The 24862-nt window shown below is 56.9% G+C and carries 19 protein-coding genes and 1 pseudogene; 16 read left to right on the forward strand and 4 right to left on the reverse strand.

Annotation, left to right across the window (positions count from 1 at the left end; all coding sequences use genetic code 11):
- Window positions 1–58: 58 nt before the first annotated feature.
- From rng to tldD, 4 genes are read left to right on the forward strand one after another with little or no spacing between them, the layout of a single operon-like run.
- Window positions 59–1516 (forward strand): ribonuclease G, encoded by a 1458-nt coding sequence (gene rng, locus H4J77_RS12315; protein ID WP_123889107.1) that lies wholly within the window; start codon window positions 59–61, stop codon window positions 1514–1516.
- A gap of 16 nt (window positions 1517–1532) precedes the next feature.
- The gene (locus tag H4J77_RS12320; protein WP_182248581.1) at window positions 1533–5414 is read left to right on the forward strand and encodes a YhdP family protein; all 3882 of its coding nucleotides are present in this window, start codon (window positions 1533–1535) and stop codon (window positions 5412–5414) included.
- 53 nt (window positions 5415–5467) lie between these two features.
- Window positions 5468–6328: a carbon-nitrogen hydrolase family protein gene (locus tag H4J77_RS12325; protein ID WP_182248582.1), complete on the forward strand. Its 861-nt coding sequence runs from the start codon at window positions 5468–5470 to the stop codon at window positions 6326–6328.
- Window positions 6321–7763, forward strand: coding sequence for a metalloprotease TldD (gene tldD, locus H4J77_RS12330; RefSeq protein WP_123889110.1), 1443 nt, complete (start codon window positions 6321–6323; stop codon window positions 7761–7763). The genes H4J77_RS12325 and tldD overlap by 8 nt, the downstream gene beginning before the upstream one ends.
- Before the next feature lie 157 nt (window positions 7764–7920).
- Here tldD and H4J77_RS12335 read toward each other — a convergent pair whose 3' ends face one another.
- Window positions 7921–8403: an asparaginase domain-containing protein gene (locus H4J77_RS12335; RefSeq protein ID WP_182248583.1), complete on the reverse strand. Its 483-nt coding sequence runs from the start codon at window positions 8401–8403 to the stop codon at window positions 7921–7923.
- 31 nt (window positions 8404–8434) lie between these two features.
- Between H4J77_RS12335 and H4J77_RS12340 the strand changes: the two genes are divergently transcribed.
- Entirely contained in the window at window positions 8435–8833 is a 399-nt protein-coding gene (locus H4J77_RS12340) for a GIY-YIG nuclease family protein (RefSeq protein ID WP_182248584.1), read from the forward strand.
- Window positions 8826–9761 carry a glutathione S-transferase family protein gene (locus H4J77_RS12345; protein WP_182248585.1) on the forward strand — a complete coding sequence of 312 codons (936 nt, stop codon included), beginning with the start codon at window positions 8826–8828 and terminating at the stop codon, window positions 9759–9761. The genes H4J77_RS12340 and H4J77_RS12345 overlap by 8 nt, the downstream gene beginning before the upstream one ends.
- 110 nt (window positions 9762–9871) lie before the next feature.
- On the opposite strand, the gene H4J77_RS12350 is transcribed toward H4J77_RS12345, so the two are convergent.
- Window positions 9872–10477 carry a glutathione S-transferase family protein gene (locus H4J77_RS12350; protein ID WP_123889114.1) on the reverse strand — a complete coding sequence of 202 codons (606 nt, stop codon included), beginning with the start codon at window positions 10475–10477 and terminating at the stop codon, window positions 9872–9874.
- On the reverse strand, window positions 10474–10953 hold the full coding sequence (locus H4J77_RS12355) for an RDD family protein (RefSeq protein WP_182248586.1): 480 nt from the start codon (window positions 10951–10953) through the stop codon (window positions 10474–10476). The genes H4J77_RS12350 and H4J77_RS12355 overlap by 4 nt, the downstream gene beginning before the upstream one ends.
- 338 nt (window positions 10954–11291) lie before the next feature.
- On the opposite strand from H4J77_RS12355, the gene H4J77_RS12360 reads away from it, so the two are divergent.
- From H4J77_RS12360 to pelG, 10 genes and pseudogenes are all read left to right on the forward strand, one after another.
- Window positions 11292–12245 (forward strand): ABC transporter ATP-binding protein, encoded by a 954-nt coding sequence (locus tag H4J77_RS12360; RefSeq protein WP_123889116.1) that lies wholly within the window; start codon window positions 11292–11294, stop codon window positions 12243–12245.
- Complete coding sequence (locus H4J77_RS12365; protein ID WP_123889117.1) at window positions 12242–13003, forward strand: ABC transporter permease; 762 nt, start codon at window positions 12242–12244, stop codon at window positions 13001–13003. The genes H4J77_RS12360 and H4J77_RS12365 overlap by 4 nt, the downstream gene beginning before the upstream one ends.
- Window positions 13004–13297: 294 nt before the next feature.
- Window positions 13298–16102, forward strand: coding sequence for an endo alpha-1,4 polygalactosaminidase (locus tag H4J77_RS12370; protein ID WP_404940778.1), 2805 nt, complete (start codon window positions 13298–13300; stop codon window positions 16100–16102).
- Window positions 16080–17276, forward strand: a complete 1197-nt coding sequence (locus tag H4J77_RS12375) for a lipopolysaccharide assembly protein LapB (RefSeq protein WP_182248587.1) — start codon at window positions 16080–16082, stop codon at window positions 17274–17276. The genes H4J77_RS12370 and H4J77_RS12375 overlap by 23 nt, the downstream gene beginning before the upstream one ends.
- Window positions 17242–19641 (forward strand): tetratricopeptide repeat protein, encoded by a 2400-nt coding sequence (locus tag H4J77_RS12380; RefSeq protein WP_182248589.1) that lies wholly within the window; start codon window positions 17242–17244, stop codon window positions 19639–19641. Before H4J77_RS12375 ends, H4J77_RS12380 begins: the two co-directional genes overlap by 35 nt.
- Before the next feature lie 22 nt (window positions 19642–19663).
- Complete coding sequence (locus tag H4J77_RS12385) at window positions 19664–20182, forward strand: penicillin-binding protein activator LpoB (RefSeq protein ID WP_123889120.1); 519 nt, start codon at window positions 19664–19666, stop codon at window positions 20180–20182.
- Window positions 20182–21549, forward strand: a complete 1368-nt coding sequence (locus tag H4J77_RS12390; protein WP_182248591.1) for a PelD GGDEF domain-containing protein — start codon at window positions 20182–20184, stop codon at window positions 21547–21549. The genes H4J77_RS12385 and H4J77_RS12390 overlap by 1 nt, the downstream gene beginning before the upstream one ends.
- Window positions 21527–22513, forward strand: coding sequence for a tetratricopeptide repeat protein (locus H4J77_RS12395; RefSeq protein WP_182248593.1), 987 nt, complete (start codon window positions 21527–21529; stop codon window positions 22511–22513). The genes H4J77_RS12390 and H4J77_RS12395 overlap by 23 nt, the downstream gene beginning before the upstream one ends.
- Window positions 22510–24021, forward strand: a complete 1512-nt coding sequence (gene pelF / locus H4J77_RS12400; protein ID WP_182248595.1) for a GT4 family glycosyltransferase PelF — start codon at window positions 22510–22512, stop codon at window positions 24019–24021. The genes H4J77_RS12395 and pelF overlap by 4 nt, the downstream gene beginning before the upstream one ends.
- Window positions 24021–24738 (forward strand): annotated as a pseudogene (pelG, locus tag H4J77_RS12405) (exopolysaccharide Pel transporter PelG); the annotation flags it as partial. The gene pelF and the pseudogene pelG, both read left to right, overlap by 1 nt.
- Before the next feature lie 2 nt (window positions 24739–24740).
- On the opposite strand, the gene H4J77_RS12410 reads toward pelG, so the two are convergent.
- The coding region (locus tag H4J77_RS12410; RefSeq protein WP_182248609.1) for a transposase at window positions 24741–24862 on the reverse strand (122 nt) is incomplete at its 5' end.

Here is a 24862-nt window from a genome sequence, read left to right on the forward strand (position 1 = left end):
GCTGTCATGGCGCGCTTAACACCGGTATTCTGGGGCCAAGACTTGAACGGAAGAGCCCATGAGCGAAGAAATCCTGATCAATATCACCCCGATGGAAACCCGGGTAGCACTGGTTGAGAACGGTGTGCTGCAGGAAGTGCATATTGAGCGCACTCTGCGCCGTGGCATCGTCGGCAATATCTATAAAGGCAAGGTAGTCCGCGTATTGCCAGGTATGCAAGCGGCGTTCGTGGATATCGGCCTTGAGCGCGCTGCCTTCATCCATGCCTCGGAAATCTCTGACCGTGAAGGTGCGGCGGTCGAACCTATCAGTGCACTGGTACATGAAGGCAAAGCGCTGGTAGTGCAGGTAACCAAAGACCCGATCGGTACCAAAGGTGCTCGCCTGACCACACACCTCTCGATTCCCTCGCGCTACTTGGTTTATATGCCGCGCACCCCGCATGTGGGGATTTCGCTAAAGATCGAGGATGAGGTTGAGCGAGAGCGACTCAAACAAGTGGTTGCCGACTGTGTTGAGCAAGAAGGCATTCAGGAGGAGGGTGGCTATATTCTGCGCACCGCTGCCGAGAGCGCGCGGGCGGAGGAGATTCTGGTCGATATTCGCTATGTTCGCCGCCTGTGGTTGCAAATTACCCAGCAGATGGGAGCAGCCCCGGCGCCGTCGGTAATCTACGAAGACTTGCCGCTGGCACTGCGCACCCTGCGTGATCTGGCCAACCCTCGTTTGGAAAAGGTCCGTATCGATTCGCGGGAAACCTTCCAGAAGGTCGAGCAATTTGTGCAAGAGCTGATGCCCGGCGTAGAAGAGTTGCTGGAGCACTACCCTGGTGAACGGCCTATTTTCGATCTTTACAGTGTCGAAGACGAAATTCAGAAGGCCATGGAGCGCAAGGTCATGCTCAAGTCCGGTGGTCACCTGGTGATCGACCAGACCGAAGCCATGACCACCATCGATGTGAATACAGGCGCTTTTGTTGGGCATCGCAATCTGGAAGAAACCATCTTCAAGACCAACCTGGAAGCAGCTACCTCTATTGCTCGCCAGCTGCGTCTGCGCAACCTCGGCGGCATCATCATTATCGACTTTATCGATATGGAGGATGAGGAGCATCAGCGTCAGGTGCAACGCACGCTGGAAAAGCAGCTGGAGCGTGATCACGCGAAAACCAACATTATCGGCATTACCGAGCTGGGTCTGGTGCAGATGACCCGCAAGCGCACACGCGAAAGCCTTGAACAGATACTGTGCGAACCTTGCCCCTGCTGCCAGGGTCGCGGGATACAGAAGACCCCAGAGACAATCTGCTACGAAATATTCCGCGAGATACTGCGTGAGGCGCGCGCGTACCAAGCGGGTGCTTACATGGTGCTCGGCTCGCAGTCGGTTATTGATCGGCTGTTGGATGAGGAGTCCGGTAATGTCGCGGACCTGGAGCTCTTTATTGAGCGCCCGATCAAGTTCCAGGTGGAAACCATGTATACCCAGGAACAATACGATGTGGTCCTGATGTGATGGGCTGGTAATCGGGGTGCAATGGCAACGCTGGATCAAGCAAGGGCTTAACGGTCTGATATTGCTGCTGGTCGCCTGGCTTTTACTGGCGGCCGCCTATGTCAGTCTGGGGCGTCAATTTGTCCCGGCGATTGCCAATTATCAGTCCCAGCTGGTCGCTGAGGCGGAGTCGCTTACAGGCCGCTATATTCGACTTGGTGGCCTGAGTGCGCAGATGCAGGGCGCTCAGCCGGTTTTTCGCCTGCGTGGGCTGGAGGTCCATGCCGACGCGGACCCTGGCAGCCCTGTTCTGTTTGCGCTGGATAACGTAACCGCGCGCCTGGACGTTTGGAAGAGCCTCTGGCACCGCCGTTTGATGATGGATGCGCTGCAGATTGAGGGGTTGTCACTCTCGGTCAGCGAAGATGCACAAGGGCAGTGGCACTTGCGTGGACTGGGCCGACAAACCCAGTCTCTGGGTGGTCTGGATCAGGCAATCAAGACACTGCGCGAGCAGCGCCGCATTACCTTGTTGGATACCCAGATCAGCGTCAGCCCTTATGACGAGCCCCGTTGGCAGTTTGAGCATGGCGAGCTGACCTTGATTAACGGCGCTGGCTGGCAGCGACTCGATGGCCGTTTGCGCTTACCCGACGGTGAGCTGGTGCGCTGGCAAGTCAGCGGTTTGCTCGATAGTGATAATCTGGCTGACCTGTCGTTGGGTTTCTTTCTTGAATTACCGGCGAGTGACTGGAGTCGCTGGCTGCCGCGCGATTGGCTGCAGCGCAGCCATCTGCAGCAACTGGTAGCCGGCGGGCGCTTCTGGGGGAGCTGGCAGAATCAGCGCTTGCAGCGCTTGCAGGCAACTCTGGTGGCCCCTGATGTCAGTTTTGACTTTAAAGACTCACCTCCGTTAGAGGATGTCTTTAGTCGTTTTGAGTACCGCCATAGCGAAAGTGGCGAGCATATCCTGGTCGAGGATTTCAGCCTGCGGATAGACGAGCAGGTATGGCCAATGATGCGCGTTCAAGCAGAGCGCCAGGGTGCGAATGGCGACTGGTCTCTGGCAGTAGACCGGCTATCACTTGATCGTCTGCGTGACTGGGTCCCGCGCTTTGTCGATCACCCGCCCATGGCTGAGTTGGTTACGACTTTGGCGCCCCAGGGTACCCTGCGTAATCTTCATCTCGCTGGACACGGTTCGCCGACCGACCTTAATGCGCTGCAGGTCAGCGCTGTCCTTGATCAGGTTGGTATTCAGGCCTATCACAATGCACCTATGCTGCAGGGTGTCAGCGGCAGTCTGGTGGGCTCGCCGGCGTCCGGTGAGTTACGGGTGAATAACACGCAGTGGAGCATGCAGCTGCCCCATCTGTTTCCAGAGGTCTGGCAGTACGACAGTGCGTTGGGCGCATTGAATTGGTCCTGGTCCAGAGACGATGGGTTAAGGCTGAATACGCCTGGCATGTCGGTAGCAGGCCCGGACGGCAATGGAGCGGCGCTGCTGGATTTGCATCTGCCGCCGAGCGGGCAAACCCCGACCATGGATTTGCGCGTTGCATTGCGTGACTCACAAGCCCCGGTGCATCGGCGCTACCTGCCGTTGCGCGCCCCTGCCTTTAATCCGGCGTTGGCGACCTGGCTGGCCGCCAGCGGTATCAAGGGCAAAGTCCCGCTGGCGATTTTTAGCTACAGCGGCTCACTATTGAAAAGCGCCACCAACGACGAGCGTCAGCTCGGCCTGTACGCCGAGCTGCGTGACGGCGAGCTATTGTTTCAGAACGGTTGGCCGCTGTTGACCGAGGTGAACGCAGATCTGCGGTTGCAGGACGGGATGCTCGATATTCGTGGTGAGCAGGCGCAGCTGTGGAGCACCAAGGCCAGTGATATTCGCGTAGGTGCGCAGGTGCTGGGACGCACCGGTCCGCTCATGTTGCAGGTGGAGTCTGGCTTCGACGGTCCGGTTGGCGATGCGCTTAAACTCATGCAGGAAACCCCGCTGCGCGACCTGAGCAATGATCCGCTGGCCGACTGGACGGTGGGCAGCGGTCAGGTTTCCGGCGATTTGGCGCTGAGTATTCCCTTACAGTCTGGTGCCCAGTCTCAAACCCGGGCTGACGTGAGCTGGCGTTTGAGTGCCAGTAGCCTGCTTATCCCGCAACTGCAGGAGCCGTTGCGCAAGCTGCGGGGCAATTTCGTGTATTCGCGTGAGCAGGGGCTGCGCTCTGACGATTTAACCGGCACCTTTCTTGGTGCAGCCGTTAAAGCGAGCCTGAGCCAGGCAGACGGCGCCCAGCAGGTAAGCCTGTCAGGCAGCCACAGCGTGGAGCAACTGCGCAGCTGGTCGTTGGCTAGCGCGGTGCCAGCGGGATTGGCCAGTGGCCGGTTCAGTTGGCAGGCGCAGGTCAGGGTGGCTGCGCAGCAACAGCGTATTCAGGTCAGTAGTAATCTGAAAGGCCTGGCTCTGACGCTACCGGCGCCCTTTACCAAGGAGACGCAGAGCGAATTACCGGCCAAGCTGGATTTGCGCATGGCCAATAGTGGCGTCCAGCGCTGGCATATCTCCGCAGATAATGGCCTGGACGCGCAGTTGCTAAAACAGGGCGATCAGATTTCCGGTGACCTTCGCTTTCGCGCCGGAGAAGCGACACAGTCAGCCACTCCCGGTGTAGTCGTGGTCGCCAGGCTGCCGCGGTTGGACTGGGATGAGTGGCAAACGTGGCTGCGTCAGTTACCGGCTGCGTCCAGCCAGGGAGGCGGCCGCGCTGGTTCAGCGGCGAAGGTGCTGCGTCGTGCTGATATAACGGCTGATCAATTTACCGGCATGGGCTTATCGCTGCGTGACCTGCAGGCTGGAATACAGAGAAGGGCAAGTGGCTGGGATCTGGCGTTAACGCAGGCTGATGTTGAGGGCGATATTTATCTTCCGGATAACGACGCTGAGCCTATCAACGTCGACTTGCAGCGCCTCAAGTTGGGGGCGACAGATAAGGAGGCTGCGCAGCTTCTGCCAGCCATAAGCGCTAGCGAGGTTAGTGCTGATGCCGAGCCTGCTGATCCGCTGGAGCGTATAAAGCCATCAACACTGCCAGCGCTGGACGTGCAGATTGCCCAGTTGTCCTGGGGGGCTGAGTCGGTTGGTCGCGTCGCCTTCAAGTTACGCCCGGATGCAACCGGTGCTCAGTTGCCAGAGGTGTTTGCTGATTTACGCGGGCTCAAGGTAGAGGGGAGCATGGATTGGCGTGAATCGCCTGCGCACAGCGTATTCGACGGTAGCATATCCGCTGACAATATTGGTGAGGTGCTGACTGCCTGGCAGTATGCACCGACTATTACCAGCAAGACGTTCTCTACTCGAGCGCAGCTGAACTGGCCCGGTTCGCCAGCCCTTTTCAGTATGCGCCGTTCCTCGGGTAGTCTGGAGCTTGCTGCGCGTGACGGCATGTTGCAGAGTGGCGACAATGGTACGCAGGCTCTGCGCGTCTTTGGCTTGCTCAATTTCAATTCGCTGACACGCCGCCTGCGCCTGGACTTTTCTGACCTGTTCAGCAAAGGCACTGCCTACGATACCCTGGACGGTGCGATCTATGCTGATAACGGCGTGTTGCACAGTGATAAGCCAGTAGTACTGGAAGGTCCTGGGGTTAAAATGCAGTTTGAGGGTAGCCTTGATCTGCGCAGCGATAAGGTGGATATGGGGGTGCTGGTCACGCTACCGGTAACCAACAACCTGCCGCTCGCAGCGCTGCTGGTAGGCGCGCCTCAAGTAGGTGGCGTACTCTTCCTGGCCGACAAGATTCTGGGTGACAAGGTGGCTCGCTTTGCCTCGGTCAAGTACAAGGTCAGCGGTGACTGGAAACAGCCGGAGGTCGAATTTGATCGTGCCTTTGATGATAAGGCTGCGCTGGAAGAGGATTGAGGTCTCATTCTCATTGCCGCCGTTATTTAACCCACTCGTAAAAGGTTAGCCCTATGTCTCGTGTCGCCGCTATTCAGATGACCAGTCAGCCTGATGTGCAGGAAAACCTGCAACAGGCCGCAGGTTTGATTGCTCGCGCCGCAGAGCAGGGGGCCGAGTTGGTTCTGTTGCCAGAGTGTTTTGCTGCCATGGGTAATCGCTCGCTGGTAGCGATCGCCGCCGCCGAGTTTGGTCCGCAGCGGCCGATTCGTCATTTTCTTGCCGAGCAAGCGCGCGAACACGGTATCTGGTTGGTCGGCGGCAGCCTACCTTTGCCACGCTCAGCAGGCGGCAAACCCATGGCGACCCAACTGGTACTCGATGAGCAAGGCATAGAGGTTGCCCGCTACGATAAGCTGCACTTGTTTGATGTGGATGTCAGCGACAGCCACAAGACCTACCGCGAGTCGGATGATTACGCTTCTGGTAGTGAGCTGGTTTGTCTGGATTCACCAGTCGGGCGGCTTGGGTTGAGCATTTGTTATGATGTGCGCTTTCCTGAATTGTATCAGGGGTTGCGTCTGGCCGGCGCTGAGTTGATTGTGGTGCCCGCCGCCTTTACTGCCGTCACCGGGGCCGCGCACTGGGAGATCTTGTTACGCGCCCGCGCCGTGGAAACCCAATGCTATGTACTGGCCGCAAATCAAGGCGGCACCCATTACGGAGGACGCCAGACCTTCGGTCACAGCTGTCTTATTGATCCCTGGGGCGAGTTGGTATCCGTCTTGCCCGAAGGGCCCGGCATCGTTACCGGCGAGCTTGATCTCGCCTACCTGAGCGAGGTTCGCCAACGCATGCCGATAATCGCACACCGCCGTTTTGCGCCGCCTGCAGCACCGCAGCCGGTTGCCAAGGAGTCGAGCAAGAATGAGTGATCTTATCAGCCAAGCCGAAAATGCCCTGCTGCGTCCCGCCGACCTGACGCCCGATGCCGTCGCCAGCGTGTTGGGCACGTTGGTCGCGGCGCCTGGCGTAGACGCCGCTGACCTTTACTTCCAGCATCAGATCAGCGAATCCTGGGTTTTGGAAGACGGTATCGTCAAGGATGGCAGCTTCCACGTCGATCAGGGGGTTGGTGTGCGTGCGTTGTCCGGGGAAAAAACCGGCTTTGCCTACAGTAACGATATTCGCTTGGCTGCTCTCAGTCAGGCAGCTGGTGCGGCGCGCTCGATTGCCCGTGCCGGTCAGACTGGCACCGTCCAGGCCTGGAAGCGTCCCGCCTTTACCTCGCTTTACGTGGCAGATAACCCGTTGGAAGTCATGGCGCAGGCGGACAAAGTCGCATTCCTGCAACGTATTGATGCCTACACCCGTAGCCTTGATTCGCGCATCACCCAGGTCAGCGTCAGCATGAGTGGCGTGCACGACACCATCATGGTCGCCGCCAGTGACGGTACCTGGGCTGGTGATATTCGCCCGCTGGTGCGCCTCAATGTTAGCGTTATCATTGAACACAACGGTCGTCGCGAGCGCGGTAGCTCAGGTGGTGGTGGACGCACCGATTACCGCTATTTTGAAACAGAAGAGCGCGCTCTGGCATACGCCCGAGAAGCGGTGCGACAGGCTAACGTCAATCTGCAGGCGATTGCTGCACCGGCGGGTAGTATGCCGGTGGTAATGGGCCCAGGTTGGTCCGGTGTGCTCCTGCATGAAGCGGTCGGCCACGGTTTGGAAGGCGACTTCAATCGCAAGGGCAGCTCTGCCTATAGCGGTCGCGTGGGCGAGAAAGTCGCTTCCAGTTTGTGCACCATAGTTGACGATGGCACCTTGCCCGGTCGCCGCGGATCACTGTCGATGGATGATGAGGGGCAGCCTACCAACTGCACCACCTTGATCGAAAACGGCATTCTCAAGGGCTATATGCAGGATAAGTTGAATGCGCGCTTGATGGGCGTACCCGCGACCGGTAACGGCCGCCGCGAATCCTATGCGCACCTGCCCATGCCGCGTATGACCAATACCTATATGTTGGCGGGTGAAAGCGATCCGCAAGACATTATCGCCTCGGTAAAAAAAGGCATCTATTGCGCCAATTTGGGCGGTGGCCAGGTCGACATCACCAGCGGCAAGTTCGTGTTTTCCACTAGCGAGGCGTACCTGATTGAGGACGGTAAAATTACCGCTCCGGTCAAAGGCGCCACGCTGATTGGCAACGGACCGGAGGTGATGAACCGGGTGTCCATGGTAGGGCATGACCTTGAGCTGGATACCGGCGTTGGTGTCTGCGGCAAGGACGGGCAGTCGGTACCTGTAGGCGTAGGGCAGCCGACGCTGAAGATCGATCAGATTACGGTCGGCGGAACCGGCTAAGGCGGCGCAGGAGCTACAGGCTACAAGCCAGATTTTGTGGTGTTCAGGCGTGCGGTGTAACTATGTTAACCGTGTTACGCGCATTAAAAGCCACCCACCCAAGCGGGTGTCTTGTCGCTTATGGCTTGAAGCTTGCCGCTGCGCGCCGAAGGCGCGCCTAGCATCCCTCAAATCGTGCGGCGAGCCGGTTTTTGCGGACCTGATCAACCGGGAATACTCGGCCACTCATGGCGACATATACGCCGTGCGGCATGCAGTTGAGTGCACCGACGGCTAAACCCAGATTGAACAGGGCGTCAGAATCGCGAAAGCGGGCTGGTTGCATGGCGCCGGTCAGCACTATTACCTTGCCATCGATATCGGCCAGTCCTGCGCCAGTGACCGTCATGGTGTCTGTGCCGTGAGTAATCAGGATATGCTCATGTGGGCAGGTACTTACCTTGTCGTGAATGAGTTGCCGATCAAGGTCATCCAGTTCCAGGCTGTCCTTTCTGGTCAAGGATTCGATGTTATAGTCAAAACCAACCTGTGCTTGTTGCAATAGCGCGCCGACGACAGGTTCGCCTATCTGGTAGTCGCTGAGCGCATCAAAGTAAACTTTGTCCAGCGTGCCACCGGTGCTGAAAATTTGTACAAACATAGTGGTTCATTCCTGAAGATGCTGTTTGATCATGTCTGCCAATAATACTGCCACCACTGAGAAGCAGGGGAAAGCACCCGATGCGCTTGCCTCACGGCAATGGTGGGTATACATGGTGCGAGCGGAAAATGGCCATCTGTATACGGGGATCAGTACAGATCCCGAGCGCCGTTTTCGGGATCACCAGCGCGGCAAAGGTGCACGCTTTTTCAATCGTAGCCCGGCTAGCGCATTGGTCTGGTGGCGGCGCTGCGAAGGGCACGGTGATGCGCTGCGCCAGGAGCTGTCGACCAAGGCGTTGACGAAGAAGGCCAAAGAGCGACTCATCAGTCAGTTCGATAGCGCTTCATCATCGCTTGTGAGGCCCTGTGCACTGGCATCCGCAGAGGCTAAGCTGAGCGCAAACCAATCGGAGACTCAGCATGAATGAATTGATTCTGCACCACTATCCGCAATCCCCGTTCGCCGAAAAGGCGCGTCTTATGCTGGGTTTCAAGGGGCTAACCTGGCGCTCAGTGATGATTCCAGCGGTCATGCCCAAGCCCGACCTCACCGCCTTGACGGGTGGCTATCGGCGCACCCCGGTCATGCAGGTGGGCGCTGATATCTACTGTGATACGGCGATGATCGCTCGTCGTCTGGAGCAAGAGAAGGTTGCGCCCGCACTCATCCCTGAGGGCCGCGAAGCCGCCGCCGCCGGCTTAGCGCAGTTCGCCGATCAGGTCTTGTTTCAACATGCCGTTGCCATCAACTTCCAGCCCAAAGGGTTGGCCGCGCGTTTTGCCGGTTTGCCTGAGCAAGTCGTGCAGGGTTTTATGGCTGATCGCAAGGCGTTGTTTGAGAAGGGGACTGCCAACCGTCTGGATAGTGCAGTGGCGCTATCGCAGTGGCCCGCTCTGTTGAGCCGCCTGGAGACTCAATTGCAGCGTGATGGTGACTTCCTGCTCGGTGACGCTCCCTGTATTGCCGATTTTGCGCACTATCATGCGCTCTGGTTTGTCGGCAGTAATGCGGCGGTAGCTGACGCACTGGCCGGGTATCCGGCGGTTAACAGCTGGATGCAGCGCATGGCTGATATCGGTCATGGCGTTGCCAGCGAGCTTAGTGCCGAAGAGGCTGTACGCATTGCCAAGGAAGCCACGCCGGCTGAGCTGCCGTCTAACCCTATTACCAGCCCCGGCAGTTTTGCTCTTGGTCAGGCTGTCACGGTCAGCGCAGTTGATTATGGTGCAGATGAAGTGGCTGGCACCCTGGTATTCGAGGGCGCTGAAGAAATCATTATCGCCCGTGAGGATGATCGTGTCGGTCTGGTGCACGTTCACTTTCCGCGCTACGGCTACGCCATCAAAGCGGCCTGATCTGACCCGCAGCAGGCTACTTGCTTGCAAGGCCGCCAGGAACTGCTCTGGCGGCTTTTTTTGTGCGTGCGATACAGGTCTTTGGTGCTCGGCTGCGCTGCCATGGTTTCTCAGGATTCGCAGGGCATTGCGCAGTACCCTGGCGTTGCCTCAACCCTGGAGAGCCATGCTCTTATGGCCGGATAATTAGTCAGTTCAAAGCCGCCTTCCGGCGCGACGTGGGTGTAGGCATACAGACTGAGGTCCGCGATGCTTAGCTGGTCGCCGACCAGGTATTCGGTTTGTTGTAACTGCTGTTCCATTACTTGCAAGGCTCGATGGCCGCCGGGCTGCTTGGCGTGATACTCCGCTCGGCGCTCTTCTGGCAAGCCAAGATAGCAGGCGATAAAGCGTGCTACCGCGATGTAGGGCTCGTGACTGTATTGTTCAAAAAACTGCCATTGCAGTACTTTGGCCAACGTAAAATTGTCTTGCGGGAGGAGTGCGGAGCCGCTGGCTAGATAATTGAGTATCGCGTTGGACTCGCTGAGTGTGCGCCCATCATTCAATTCAAGTAACGGAACCTTGGCATTGGGATTGAGGATTAGAAATCCGGGTGTACGGGTTTCTTCGCGCAAAATATCAACATGCACCCACTCATGTTCAAGCTGCAACAGATGGCATAACAGCTTGAGTTTGTAACAGTTGCCAGACTTCAGGTCGCCATAGATTTTCATGCCTGCTCCGGTACGCCTGCGCGCATAGTTGCGTCATCCTGCCTACCGGCAATGACCACGGTTCCTGCCAATTTGTCGTGCCAGCCCTGCTTGCGCTTGTCGAAAGCGACCCATAGCAAACCCAGGCAAAACGGGACGGTAGCAACAAAGTAGCCCAGATAGCGGATGATCAGTTGGCCGGTGCCGGGCGGCTGGAATGTGCGGGCGTCGACCACCCGAGCATGCACCGCCATTTTGCCTGGCGTCGCCTGTTTGGCCCTCCAGAACAGGATGACGGCTATGGCTGGCAGTATCCAGGTGAGTATAACGTCCGCCAGGCCGTCGACCGGAGGTGACTGGTAGGGGTCAAAGTAGGCCCAGCCATAGAAGTACACCAGCAAAGGAGTTATCAGCAGCATCATCCATAGAGTATCGATTAGACTGGCGAGAGTGCGCAGCCAAAAACCGATGTAACGCACTTGAGTATGTGTTTGCATGAACGCGGATTCCTTACGACCTGCTAAGTGGGACAGCGTATTCTGCGCATAGAATCCTGTCATCTACTAGCTCGGTGATACGTCACGACGTTGCTCAATCCTATCCGCTCGACCAAGGTTGGGCTGATGCTGCGCGATTCACCTTGATTGCGCTCTAACTTCTGAGATTGCTGCATACAAGGCATCCTATACGTACGTGGCGCTCTGTGCCGTTAGCCCCTTAACCCTGCAGTGTGCAGGGCTGAATCGCCTCAAGGTTAGGCGTATGCTGTGGCTCAAACCTAGCGCGTAGCCTGGAACCTCTGGCTGTCGCAGCCTCACTTATATGCGAGGGACGTGTGGATAATATTATTCAGGTCAACGAGTTGACCAAAACCTATGAATCTGGCTTTCAAGCGCTCAAGGGCGTGAGTCTGAGTATCCGGCGCGGTGAGATTTTTGCTTTGCTGGGCCCGAACGGTGCGGGTAAAACCACCTTGATCAGTATCGTCTGTGGTTTGGTCAATGCCAGTAGCGGCAGTGTCTTGATCGATGGGCATGACAACGTACGTGATTATCGCAAGGCGCGCAGCAAGATTGGGCTGGTACCGCAAGAACTGACCAACAATATGTTCGATAGCGTATGGTCGACCCTCAAGCTCAGCCGTGGCCTGTTCGGCAAGCCGCGTAATGACGCCCTGCTGGAAGAGATACTGCGGGAATTGTCATTGTGGGATAAGCGAAACGATCGGATCATGGATCTTTCCGGTGGCATGAAGCGCCGGGTGCTGATTGCCAAGGCGCTGTCGCATGAGCCTGATGTGCTGTTTCTGGATGAGCCGACCGCGGGCGTTGATGTGGAGCTGCGCCGCGACATGTGGAATACCGTGCGCCGCCTGCAGCAGCGTGGCGTCACCATCATTCTCACTACGCACTATATTGAAGAGGCCGAGGAGATGGCCGATCGTATTGGTGTTATCAGTCAGGGTGAGTTGATTCTGATCGAGGGTAAGGACAAGCTGATGCAGCAGTTGGGTACCAAACAGCTGTCGATTCAGCTGCAATCACCCCTCGAAATACTCCCCGAAAGCCTGCGCAGCGACGCGTTAGCACTATCGGCAGATGGCTATGCGCTGGTCTATACCTTTGACGCCCAATGCGAGCAGACGGGTATCGCCGAGTTGCTGAAAAAACTCGATCAGGCGGGTATTGAAGTCAAGGACCTGCATTCAAGCCAGAGCTCGCTGGAAGATATCTTTGTCAATCTGGTGCATGAACGCCGCGATGCAAAACGTGCAGGAGGTGCGCAATGAACTTTTATGGTGTTCGCGCTATTTACCAGTCGGAAATGGCGCGCATGTTGCGCACGACGCTGCAAAGTATAGCCTCTCCGGTTATCTCTACGTCGCTGTACTTTATTGTCTTTGGCGCGGCGATTGGTACACGGATGACCGAAGTAGACGGTGTCAGTTATGGCGCCTTCATCATCCCCGGCCTCATCATGCTGATGCTGTTGAACGAGAGCATTTCGAACGCGTCCTTCGGCATTTATATGCCAAAGTTCACCGGGACGATTTATGAGGTTTTGTCGGCACCGGTGTCGCCGTTGGAAATCGTGGTTGGTTATGTCGGTGCGGCTGCAACCAAATCAGTGCTGCTGGGCTTGCTGGTATTGCTGACAGCGCGCCTGTTTGTTGACTATGAAATCCAGCATCCGCTGTGGATGTTAGGGTTTCTGGTGCTTACCGCCGTGACTTTTAGTCTGTTTGGTTTTGTTATTGGGGTATGGGCTGACGGCTTTGAGAAGTTGCAGATCATCCCGTTGATGATTGTTACACCGCTGGCTTTTTTGGGTGGCAGTTTTTACTCCATCACCATGCTGCCACCGTTCTGGCAGACAGTGACCCTGTTTAATCCGGTGGTTTATCTGATCAGCGGGTTTCGCTGGAGCTTTTACGGCGCAGCGGACGTGCATATTGCCGTCAGTCTGGGTATGACGCTGGTATTCCTCAGTATCTGCCTGGTGCTTGTCTGGTGGATATTCCGCACAGGGTACAAGCTCAAGCCTTGAGCTCTGGATTAGTGCGCTGGCGCTGACCATTCTTTTTTCTTGCGGCCTGTGCACAGGCCGCAAGCCATCTTCGAACGCATCTTTGGCTGTCTTTGCGGGCCACTCCATGTCTCTTCATGCCAACATATTGACGTCGATTGATCGCTCTTTGAGCTTTCGTCAATATGCTGGTATGGTGGCTTATCGATATTAGTGAATGATTCGCTAATGTAGTTGACTTGGACATAAACACATGCGGCTGTCGGTTCTGCTCCCGATGCCTTGTCAGGCGAACGGAATCGCGCGAGGAGTATCTTGGTGGTGTATTACTTTCTTGCCGACGTTCGGCGTGTGGTTCGTGCTTTTTCCTGCCTGTTCATCTTTTTCTGTTTTTCCGTTCAAGCGGCTACTGCACCTGATTCCAGGCCGGAATCGGTCGCGTTCTGGTACGCGGACACTCCGCCGTTGCCGGAACTGTCCCAGTTTGATTGGGTTGTTCTTGAGCCGGGTCACGCCAGTGTGGCAGATGTGGCTTTTTTGTCTGCGCAGGGCGCTTTGCCTTTTGCCTACTTGTCGGTGGGAGAGGTTGATGACGGTATGCTCGCAGAGGCGCAAAGTGCGGGCGTGTTATCCGGGACGGCTAATACCTTGTGGCAAAGCCAGGTTGCCGACCTGAGCAATCCGAAATGGCAGGCGATGCTGCTGGAGCGCGCCAAGAGTTATCATGAACAAGGCTATGACGGTCTTTTTCTGGATACGCTGGATAGCTTTACGCTGCTGGCTGATGAGCGTCAGCCAGCCCAGCGAGATGGACTGCTGGCACTGCTGGAGGCTCTGCACGAGCAACTGCCAAGCATGAAGCTGTTTTTCAATCGCGGGTTCGAAGTCTTGCCGGCGTTCGCTGGCGTGGTCGATGCGGTCGCGGTTGAGTCGCTGAGTGCTGGCTGGAACGCGGCCAGTCAGACCTATGTGCCGGTTTCGGCGAGTGACCGAGAGTGGCTGGATGGCCAGTTGGCGCCTTTAAAGGACGTCGGTATTCCGCTGGTTGCGATTGAATATCTGCCTGCCGATCAACCTGAGCAGGCGCGCTCGCTCGCCAAGGAGCTTGTCAGCGAGGGTTATATTCCGGTGATCACCTCGCCTGACCTGGATCGCCTGGGTGTCAGTAGTATTGAGGTTCAGCCACGGCGTATTGCACTGGTCTATGACCCTCGTGAAGGCGAGCTGACGCTGAATCCAGGGCATGTCTACCTGGGCGGTCTGCTGGAGTACCTGGGTTATCGTGTTGACTATATTCCAGCAGATGCCGACATACCCTTGTCTCCCATGTCGGGCCTCTATGCGGGGGTGGTGATATGGATGACCAGTGGCACGCCTGCTGATGTTTATCGTTTCAATGAATTCATCTCTGCTCGCCTGGATGAGCATATTCCTGTCGCTTTCATGGGCGGTATTCCGATTGATAATCCCGCCATCCTGTCGCGGCTTGGCGTAAACAAGGGCGTCGGCGATCCGCAGTCGGTCCAACTGATTCAGCAGGACGAGAGCCTTATTGGTCACTTCGAGGCGCCATTGCGAATGCATAGCCGCGACCTGACCCCGTTGCAGGTGACAGGGTCAGATCTGGTGCCCGGCCTGACCTTGAGGGACAGTGCCGAGCGTACTTTGGTCCCTGTGGCGATAGCGCCCTGGGGCGGCTTTGCTCTATCGCCTTATCTGTTTCAGGAAAGTGCAGCTGCCCGCCGCTGGGTTATCGATCCGTTCGCCTTTGTTACGCGCGCGTTGCGGCTTGTTGATATGCCAACGCTGGATGCGACTACCGAAAACGGACGCCGTATCGCCACAGTGCATCTTGACGGTGATGGTTTTGCGTCCAGGGCCGAGGTGCCGGGTACGCCATATTCCGGTGAGGTGGTGCTCAAGGATTTCATCCAGGCGCATGATTATTTGACCTCTGTTTCGGTGATTGAGGGTGAGATCGGTGCCAAAGGGATGTATCCCTATTTAACCAAAACTCTTGAACCTATTGCGCGGCGGATCTTTGCCGATCCCAAGGTTGAGCCTGCGACGCACACCTTTAGTCATCCTTTCTTTTGGGAGCCGGAGAAGGCTAGATTGCGTGACGGGTTCAACCCGGAATACGGCATTAATATGGCCATACCCAACTACCCTGTGATGGATCTGAATCGCGAGATAGTGGGCTCGCGCGACTACATCAACACGCACCTGTTGCCGCCTGGCAAAGAGGTGAAATTGATCTTCTGGTCCGGAGAGGCGTTACCCAGCCCCGATGCGATTGGCATCGCTTATGCTGCCGGTATGGCAAACGTTAACGGCGCTGAAACCTATATTACCCGAGCTAACCCTTCGCTGACCGGGCTTAACCCCTTGCTCAGGCCGACCCGCGGCGGCTTGCAGATCTATGCACCGGTGATAAACGAAAATCTGTATACCAACCTGTGGAACGGCCCTTTTTACGGCTTTGAGCGAGTGGTGGATACCTTCGAAATAACCGATGCACCGCGACGCCTGCGCGGCATCAACCTTTACTACCACTTCTACTCTGGCACCAAGCAGGCCTCGCTCAGGGCCATGGCTGATATATACACCTACATGGATCGGCAGCAGCCGATCTCGTTGTGGATGGGCGACTACTTGCGCCGAGTGCGTGGTCTCTATGAGGGCGGGTTGGCAAAACGCCTGGACGGTAAATGGCAACTAAGGTCGCTGCAGGGTATGCGCACGGTGCGGCTTCCGCCTGAAATGGGCTGGCCAGATATGTTGGCGTCAAGTGCAGTAGCAGGCGTGCGTGATCTGCCGCAGGGCCGTTATGTTCATTTAGCCAGTGATAACGCGGTATTGGCGCTGCAGCCTGGGCGTGATTCTGCGCCATCCCTGGAGCAGGCCAATATCCCGCTGACGCAGTGGCATTATCGTTCTGAGCGTGAGATCGAGCTGTCCTTTGCCGGTAAGTTTGATCTGCGCTTCTCCGTACGCTACGCCGGAAGCTGTGAGTTGAACGTCGGACAACAACGGATAAAAGGCATACGTCGTGGCGCGCTTGTTGAGTTTGCAGTAAATCGGCACGAGGTGAGCAATGCGATACTCTCCTGCCGCTGAGTCGGCGTCGCTGTTTCGCCCTTGGGCGTTGCTGCTTGCTGGCGTTGTAGTGGTTGCCATGTTGTTTATGACCTACCAGAACAAGGATGCTTTTCTGCCGCAAAAGGGTGAGGTTGACGAGGTGTCGGTCAACTATGCCGAGCTTTTGCTGAATGCTGACCCTGGCGACGTTACCCTCCGTGCCGAGCTGGTCGATATGCTGATTCAACTCGGTGACCTGGATCGTGCGGCAAAGTACTTGCAGGGCTGGAGCGGCGCAAACATGCCGCTTAAACACTTCTATGAGCTGGTACTGAACCTGACTCGGGCGACGGTAAACGATGACCCTGTGGTGATGTCTTCAGCGCAGGCCAGTCTGGCCGTGTTTGATACCAGTGATCTGAGCGTGTCGCAGCAGCGCCAGCTGGCTGAGTTGGCCCTGGCGGTCGGCATGCCGCAGATTGCGGCAAAACTCTACGCCACGCTTGCCGATGCGATCCCCGCGGAGCGTGAAGAGCTGCTGTTGGCGTCGGCACGTTGGTATCTTGCCGCTGGCGATCAACACAGTGCAGGCATTATTTATCAGCGTTTGGCTGCGCACTCAGACAGCCCGGAGCAACGTCGTGACTATACCAAACTGGCCTACGACACTATGGTTGCCGGTGGCGAGTCGGAGCAAGCCAGCATCTACTTGTTGGATCAATTAGCCCAGGGTGCTATGGCTGCGCCGTTAACCGATTGGTGGTCACGTAGCGTGATTGTTGCTCAGGGGGCGTTGCGGCATGACCTGGCCGATCAGTTGTCGGCGAGTTGGCTGCAACATGAACCTGACAATATTGCAGCCTTGCAGCAGCGCTTTGATCTGCAGTTGGCTGGCGGTGATACACAGGGTGCATGGCGGACGGGGCAGCACCTACTGGACACAGCACCGGCCTCTGCTCGTGCACTCAAGCAGATGGCGCTGCTGGCGCAGTGGACTGGTCGACCGCAGATAGCCCTGGATTACTGGATAGCCTATCTGGGCATGCAACCGGACATGGAGGCGCGCGAGCGTGCCTGGCGTTTGGCGTTTTCCCTGTTTGACTATAACCGGGGCATTGATCTGCTCTCCGGCGTCACGGCGACACGCCAGCCAATTGACGGAAGAGGAACTGGAGGCCTTGGTTTACGCTCAGGAGGCGCGCGGCACCCCTGAGCAGTCCGAGCGCTGGTTGCGTCGTTATCTTGAGCGTGCTCCAGCTCATCGTATGGCCTGGGTCAAGTTGATTCAGAACCTGCAGAACACGCTCCAGCTGGACGCAGAGGCCCAGGTTTGGAAGGACTTTTCCAAGCACCACACCTTGACCACAGCTGATCGGGTGAGCTGGGCCGAAGTACTCTGGAACAGCTATCAGCCCGAGCAAGCCTGGCAGGTCTTGAATGAAGGCACGCTGGAGGTCTCGGAGGCGGGCTTCTGGCGATTGCGCGCGGCGCTGGCGTGGGAGCTAGAGAAAGACGATGAGTTACAGGCCAGTTATGAGGCCATGCTGAATAAAGGGCTTGAGCTTAACTTCAGTGAAGAAGGTCAACTGATCACCCTGTATGGCCAGAAACAGCCAACCAAGGCGCTGGAGCTGCTGATTGCCAGCTGGGAGCGTACCGGCGACCCACGCCGTTTGATTGATGCCATTCAGTTGGCTGAACAACTTCAGCAATGGCAGCAATTGAGTCTGCTGGTCAAGGACGCAGAGCAGCAGCCAGGGCTGGCGGCTCGACTACCGGTTATTTTGGCGCAGGGTTTGCTGGCCGAGCGGCGGGGAGAGCGCCAACTGGCTGAGCGCTATTATGTGCAAGGGCTGAAGGCAAACCCGACCAGTACGACGTTACGCGAGCGACTGTTGTGGCTGTACTTCGACAGTAACAATACCGGCAAGCTGGCTGAGCGCTTGCGTCATTGGGAGCCAGGCGCGCAGAACGTGCGCTCGCTCTGGCTGGTAATGGCAGCAGCCAACCAGCTTTTGGGGCGACAAAGCCAGGCGTTGCAGTGGTATCACCGCTACTTGCAGGCGACGCCCAATGATCTATTGGTGCGTGCGGCTTACGCCGACGCCCTTGAGTCTTCGGGGCGCCACGCCGATGCCTTGGCGCTGCGCACCGCCGTGTTGAAGCAACTAATGAAGCAGCCTGACGCCCTGGCGAGCGATGAGAGTCGTTTGCTATGGCTGCGTCTGGTTGCCGTCAGCGATTCTCCAGACGCTGCAGTGCAGCAGGCGCGGCGCTGGCAGGACGGCTCTTCGACGCTATTGCAGTCCTGGTTCAATGCTCAATTGAGCCATCTCGATTCGCTTAATCAGGAGGCGCAGAAAGATGATTGGCTCGCCTGGGGACGTAGTCGAGGTCTGACAACCGATCGCTATAACCTGATTCAGAGTGCGTTCCGTGATTATGATCGCGATGTGCTGACGGCTTTGCTGGAAGAGGGTGGTCTGGACTCGGCTCAGCAGGTTGAGGCTCTGAGCCAGCTGGGCGACAAGGGGCGCGCGCTGTCGGTTGCCTTGTCTGAGCTGGGTGATGAGCAGCCGCTGGCTGTGCGCCAGCAGCTTTGGCGGCAGGCGTTGGAGCTGACCGAGCAGCATCCGCAAGGTCTGCGCGTGCAATTGGCGCGCGAGGATTTTGGCGGCCTGCAGCTTGATGGTCCGCAATTCAGCGCAGCCAGCTACCTGGGTAATGACTGGTATTCGCGCCTGGACCTGGGAGCCGTGAAATATGATTCCCCACTGTTGGCAGACTCAACCCTGGGGCAGGAGCGTAATGCCAGCTTGAGGTTGGAACGGCAGCTGCGTAATGGTGATGCTGCCTTGGTGTTCGATGGTAGTGCCCGCAAGGACGATAACCGGACAGGTTTGGGTGTCGAGCGCCGCTGGAATCTGGGCAGTGATCAATTTGCAGCCGGCTTGGACTGGCAACGTCAAAGCTCGGAGACTGGCCTCATGCGCGCGTTGGGTCAGCAGGACGGCGTTTGGTTGAACGGCAGCCACAGTATTTCCGCACGTGATCAAATCAGCTGGTCGTTAGCGCAGCGGCGCTATGAAACGCGCTCGAATCTGGCGATTGGTGCCGGTCAGCAGGCCTCCCTCGAATTCAGCCAGATCCAGTTTTTTGAGGGGCCAACCTGGGTATTGCGTTCGGGGCTGGAGTTGCAACGCAATCAGCTCAAGGGCACCGCATTCGATGACTTGCTGGTAAGTAATGGCGGACCCGTCAACCAGGACGAGTTGAATGCCGATCAGCTTTTGCCCGAGCGCGTGGGCCGGTTTTATGTCGGTAGCCAGTGGCGTCGCGGCTTACCCGGCGCACTCAACCGCACACGCGGGCAGTACACCTGGTTGCTGGATACATCCACCGGCTGGGATTGGGAAGAACAGAGCATGACCTATGCAATCAATGCTGGCTTGGGCGTCGAATTGTTGGGCGACGACGAGCTGTCATTGACCGGTGGCTACCAGTCAGCGCCGATTGGTGGAGATGGTGATTCGGGCGGTAACGTGAACCTTTCATATAGTGTCCGTTTCGGGCGTTGATAACATATCAAGGAGCAACAAAATGCGCGTATTACGTTGTTTTACTCTTATTGCCGCAGTTGTAACTGTCTCTGCCTGCAGTACTTTTTCAGGCAGCAGCAGCCCGGAGTTTCGAGCTGATGCGCAGTGGGGACTGCTACCGATGGTCAACTATTCGCAAACACCGCAGGCGGGTGAGCGCGCGGAGCAGATTCTGCTTAGCGTCTTGTCTGAAGAAGGTATTCAGCCGCGCGTCTACCCGCTCCCGGCTGAGCAGGATCTTATGCTGCTGGACGATCGCAAGCGTTTTGATGATGCGCTGAGCTGGGCTGGTACCCAGTCTTTTGACTACCTGATCAGCGGTAGTGTCGAAGAGTGGCAATACAAGAACGGTCTCGATGGCGAGCCTGCTGTGGGTATCAGCCTGCGGGTTCTGGATCCCAAAACCGGGCAGGTACTTTGGAGCAACAGCGGCGCGCGCGCCGGCTGGTCCCGCGAGAGTCTGGCCGGCTCCGCGCAAAAAGTACTGAACACGCTCATCGGCGACTTGCGGTTTGAATAATGTTTAGACATACCCCCCATAAGGATTACAGCCTTACACCGCGCGCCAGGCATAACTTTGCCTGGCTGGAAACGCCTATTCTGACGGCGGCGGTACTCGGGCTGTGTTTCTGGTTTGAACCCACGGACCCCCTGTTCGTGAACCGTTTCCCTTGGCCAATTCTTGCGCCTTTGCTGCTGGCTGTGCGCTACGGTTTTCTCCACGCTATGGTTAGCGCCGGCATGCTGGTGGTAGCCACCCTGGTATTGATGCGAGAAGGTTATCCTGGGTATGTCGAGCTGCCGGCTTCTTACATCGTCGGCATGTTGGTCAGCAGTATGGTAGTGGGCGAGTTCCGAGACCTCTGGGAGCGCAGGTTGCAGCGTTTGCAGATGGCGAACGAATATCGCCAGTTCCGGCTGGATGAATTTACCCGTGCTTATCAGATGCTAAGGTCATCCCACGATCGACTGGAAGAACGGGTCGCCGGCAGCGAAACCAGCTTGCGCAGCTCGCTGTTACTACTGCGTAAACGAGTATTACAGGTTCGGCCAGAAACCAACGTGCTGAAGTCCAGTGCTGATTCCATTCTCAGCGTGCTGGGTCAGTATGGATCATTCAATGCGGCAGCACTTTATCCCGTGGTTGATGGCCAGCTGCAGGTCAGCAAGGCCTATGCTGAAGTCGGCGATATGGGCGCGCTGGATGCAAATGACTTGCTGATTCGGCTCTGCCTTGAACGCGCCGATGTGGTGAGTGTGCGTGATGTCTTCCGTGAGCAAGGCAGAGAAAAGTCCGTGTCCGGCCTGCAAGCCTGTGTGCCATTGGTAACCGTCGACGGTGAACTACTGGCAATTGTCGTAGTGCGCAGCATGCCCTTTTTCTCCTTTAATGAACGCACCTTTATGTTGCTGGCATTGCTGGGTGGGCATATTGCCGATTTGCTGCATTCCGACGCTCAGGTGCTGGCGCTGGAAAACAACGAAGCTCGGCGTTTCTCGCAACATCTGCAGCGCTCGGTGCTGGATGCCGAAAAGCACGACCTGCCTGGCAGCCTGATGTGTTTCGAGCTGCCCGCGGACAGTACACCGGTATTGAAGGCTCTGGTCGACAGTCAGCGCGGTCTTGACCTGCAGTTGTCGCTGAGCAATAGCCGGGGTATCGATATGCTGTTGGTCTTGATGCCGTTGACCGATGCGCAGGGGAGTCAGGGATATTTGATACGGCTCGATCAGATTATTGCGGAACGCATGGGCGGCGAGTTATCCCTGCAAGAGCGCGGAATTACGTCCCACTATCATGAGCTTGGTCGGGAAAATACCCGTGCAGCGCTGAGCGAATTCTTGTATCGGGAGTGTGGCCTGAATGACCAGCAAGTGGCTATTTAGCGGGGCGCTGGCGTTTGAGCTAGGCAGTTGGTCAGCGCTGATTGGCGACCCAACGCTCGTTGAAGCACTGTATCTGTATATTCTGCCACACGCTGCTGGATCGGCATTGCTTGCTGCCGGGCTCTGGCTGCTGCTTCCCCGGCGTTACAAGTTTCCACTACCGTGGTCTCCGTTGCTGCTGTTCAGCTTTATCTTTTTTATTCCGTTGGTCGGCGTAGTGGGTACTGTGGGTGGAATTTTCGCCGGCTTGTATCTGCCCCGCCGTGCGACTGAGCAGGGTTGGCAGGCGACGCGTATGCCGGCGTTGCCTTTTCGCGCAGTAGAGCAGCGTAACTCACCGCTGTTCCATGATGGTGGTTTGCAGGATGTGCTGCAGTTGGCTAGTGACCCAGAGCAGCGCATGGCGGCTTTGCTGGCGACCAAACGGATGCCGGGTAATGAGGCCGCACCCATACTCAAGCTGGCGCTGCGTGACCCGGAAGATGATGTGCGTTTGCTCGCCTATTCCATGCTGGATCAGCAGGAAACTGCGATCAACCAGAATATCGAACGCCTGCAGTTGCGCCTCGCCGAGCAGCCACGTGCGCCCAAAGCAGCTCACGCTGCGCTGGCACGCTGGTATTGGGAGTTAGCCTACCTCGGCTTGGCTCAGGGCGGTGTGCTGGAGCATATTCTGGCTCAAGCTTTGCTGCATACGCAGGCGGCGATGGAGGGGGGCGATAATGCTGATCTCGACTTGCTGGCCGGCAGAATATTGATGGCTCAGGGGCAGGTCGAGGAGGCCCGGGAGCGCTTGCAACATGCCGTTGAACTGGGCATGAATACTAGCCGAGTGGCACCTTTTCTGGCTGAAATTGCTTTTATGGAACAACGCTATAGCGATGTTGCGCTCTACCTTAACGCTATTCCTGAGACGTTGCGTAACAAGCCGCCGCTGGCGACTGCGGCGAGGTATTGGTTATGAGCGAGAACGCTGAAACGGCAGATATCTGCCTGCTGCTGGAGGGCACATGGCCCTATGTGCGTGGTGGTGTTTCCAGCTGGGTGAATCAGATCCTGCTGGGGCTGCCCGATGTACGGTTTTCGGTTGTGTTCATTGGCGGGCAGCGCGAGTCCTATCCGCGCAGGCACTATGACATACCGCCTAACGTGGTGCACATTGAAGAAGTCTTTATTGCCGAGTCCTGGCAGCCCGGTACGGTAAAACTGGGCTCGCCGCCCAAGGCTGATCATGCCGCGCTTGAGCAGCTCTATCGTTACTTTCATCATCCGGATACCCCTGATCAATCCATGGTTGATGGTCTGCTCGGCAGCCTATCTGCCGGAGACTTAACCTGTGAGCAGGTATTGCGCAGCAAGGCGAGCTGGCAAGTGTTGAGCCAAGGGTACATGGAGCATTGTACCGACCCCTCTTTCATCAATTATTTTTGGACATTGCGCACTATTCAGCCGCCGGTAATGATGCTGGCCGACCTTGCGCGCCGCTTGCCGCGTGCCAAGGCTGTGCATGCGATTTCCACCGGCTACGCTGGCTTGTTGGGTGCAATTTTGAAAACCCATTGGCAGTGCCCGTTTGTGTTGACCGAACACGGCATTTACACCAAAGAGAGAAAGATTGATCTCGCGCAGGCTGCCTGGGTTGCGGATGCCAAGGATGAAGCCCTCAGTGGCGGGCTCGATACGTCTACCGGCTACGTCAGGGCGTTATGGATTCGTTTTTTTGAGCGTACCGGCCTGCTCGCTTATCAGTCTGCTGATCCGATTATTTCTCTGTATGAGGGCAACCGGACGCGGCAGATCAAGGACGGCGCCAGTGCTAGCCGCACTCGGGTTATCCCAAACGGCATAGCGCTCGCACCCTGGGACCCCATTCGTGCCGAACGTGAGTCCGGCATTCCTATGGTGGCAGGTCTTATTGGACGAGTAGTGCCGATCAAAGACGTAAAGACCTTTCTTCGCGCGGCGCGCAGCGTGGCTAACGTTATTCCGTCATTTGAGGCCTGGATTGTTGGGCCGGAGGAAGAGGACGAGGTTTATGCGCAGGAATGCCACAGCCTGGTGAGCAGTCTGGGTTTGGGCGACCATGTGCGTTTTCTTGGCTTCCAAAATATTCGCGACATTATGCCCCGCCTTGGTGTGATGGTGCTGACGTCCATCAGCGAGGCACAACCCCTGGTTATTCTGGAGGCCTGGTGTGCCGGTACGCCGGTGGTGAGCACTGACGTCGGCTCTTGCCGAGAGCTGATTGAAGGCGCTGGCGAGGAGGATCAGCGGCTTGGTTCGGCTGGCGAGGTTATTCCCATCGCTGATCCTCAGGCTACTGCCTTTGCCATCCAGCGCCTGCTGCAGGACCCTGTTCGCTGGGCCGATGCGCAGCAAGTCGGTTTGCAGCGGGTCACCCGTCTGTACAGTGACGAACTCATGTTTAGCCGCTATCGCGACATCTATCGCGCAGCAACGGGAGATAACTGATGGCCGGTATTGGCTTTGAGCTGCGTCGAATTCTGGCGCGTGACACCTACTCTTCGACCTTGCGAGCATATGTCTATGCCGGTTTGATCAGTTCGGGCCCCTGGGTGCTGTCGATCATCAGCGTCATGTTGATCGGTGTGATGAGTATCGGTTTTATTGTGCCGGATTTATTGGTCAGGCAGTTTCTGGTAACCGTGACCTATCTGATGGCCACATCGCTGATTTTCACCGGTGGTTTACAGCTGTTCTTTACCCGTTTTGTGTCGGACCGTCTGTTTGAACAGCGGATGGACGTGATTACGCCCAATCTGCTCGGCATCCTGATGTTGGTGACGCTGGCGTCAGGTGCCCTGGGTATTCTCGTGCTCTTGTTGCTCTTTGATCAGTCATTTATTTATCGGCTGCTGGTGTTGGCCAACTTTGTAACCCTGTGCAACCTCTGGCTGGTGATCATCTTTCTTTCCGGCATGAAGGCTTACAATCGTATTCTGCTGGTGATGCTGGGTGGCTACGCCTGCATGATCGCGAGTGCCTATTTCCTGCGCATGGTTGGCATGGAAGGGTTGTTGCTGGCATTGCTTATCGGCCATGCCGTACTGCTGTTTGTATTTCTGTTCGATATCCTGCGCGAATACCCGGCGGATCGTCTGATCGCGTTCGACTTTCTGAATAGAGGCAAGGTCTTCATTAGCCTGTTGTTGACCGGGCTTTTTTATGGTTCATCGCATTTTACCGGGAAACGCTGCTTTGATTTTCAAGAAGAAGTAGTTGTTATCCCGGTAACCGTAAGCCATTCGTTTGATGACCTTGATCTTGTTGTTCATGCCTTCCAGAACACTGG

Origin of the sequence: Pseudomonas sp. 5Ae-yellow (assembly GCF_014077575.1) — a bacterium.
Classification (GTDB): Bacteria; Pseudomonadota; Gammaproteobacteria; order Pseudomonadales; family Pseudomonadaceae; genus Halopseudomonas; species Halopseudomonas neustonica.

Excerpts from the sequence above, each read along its gene's own strand:
- H4J77_RS12335 (WP_182248583.1), bottom strand. The coding sequence starts at position 8,403 with ATGTTTGTACAAATTTTCAGCACCGGTGGCACGCTGGACAAAGTTTAC.
- pelF (WP_182248595.1), top strand. The coding sequence starts at position 22,510 with ATGAGCGAGAACGCTGAAACGGCAGATATCTGCCTGCTGCTGGAGGGC.
- H4J77_RS12385 (WP_123889120.1), top strand. The coding sequence starts at position 19,664 with ATGCGCGTATTACGTTGTTTTACTCTTATTGCCGCAGTTGTAACTGTC.
- H4J77_RS12340 (WP_182248584.1), top strand. The coding sequence starts at position 8,435 with ATGTCTGCCAATAATACTGCCACCACTGAGAAGCAGGGGAAAGCACCC.
- H4J77_RS12365 (WP_123889117.1), top strand. The coding sequence starts at position 12,242 with ATGAACTTTTATGGTGTTCGCGCTATTTACCAGTCGGAAATGGCGCGC.
- H4J77_RS12325 (WP_182248582.1), top strand. The coding sequence starts at position 5,468 with ATGTCTCGTGTCGCCGCTATTCAGATGACCAGTCAGCCTGATGTGCAG.
- H4J77_RS12345 (WP_182248585.1), top strand. The coding sequence starts at position 8,826 with ATGAATGAATTGATTCTGCACCACTATCCGCAATCCCCGTTCGCCGAA.
- rng (WP_123889107.1), top strand. The coding sequence starts at position 59 with ATGAGCGAAGAAATCCTGATCAATATCACCCCGATGGAAACCCGGGTA.
- H4J77_RS12395 (WP_182248593.1), top strand. The coding sequence starts at position 21,527 with ATGACCAGCAAGTGGCTATTTAGCGGGGCGCTGGCGTTTGAGCTAGGC.
- H4J77_RS12375 (WP_182248587.1), top strand. The coding sequence starts at position 16,080 with ATGCGATACTCTCCTGCCGCTGAGTCGGCGTCGCTGTTTCGCCCTTGG.
- H4J77_RS12390 (WP_182248591.1), top strand. The coding sequence starts at position 20,182 with ATGTTTAGACATACCCCCCATAAGGATTACAGCCTTACACCGCGCGCC.
- tldD (WP_123889110.1), top strand. The coding sequence starts at position 6,321 with ATGAGTGATCTTATCAGCCAAGCCGAAAATGCCCTGCTGCGTCCCGCC.
- H4J77_RS12355 (WP_182248586.1), bottom strand. The coding sequence starts at position 10,953 with ATGCAAACACATACTCAAGTGCGTTACATCGGTTTTTGGCTGCGCACT.
- H4J77_RS12350 (WP_123889114.1), bottom strand. The coding sequence starts at position 10,477 with ATGAAAATCTATGGCGACCTGAAGTCTGGCAACTGTTACAAACTCAAG.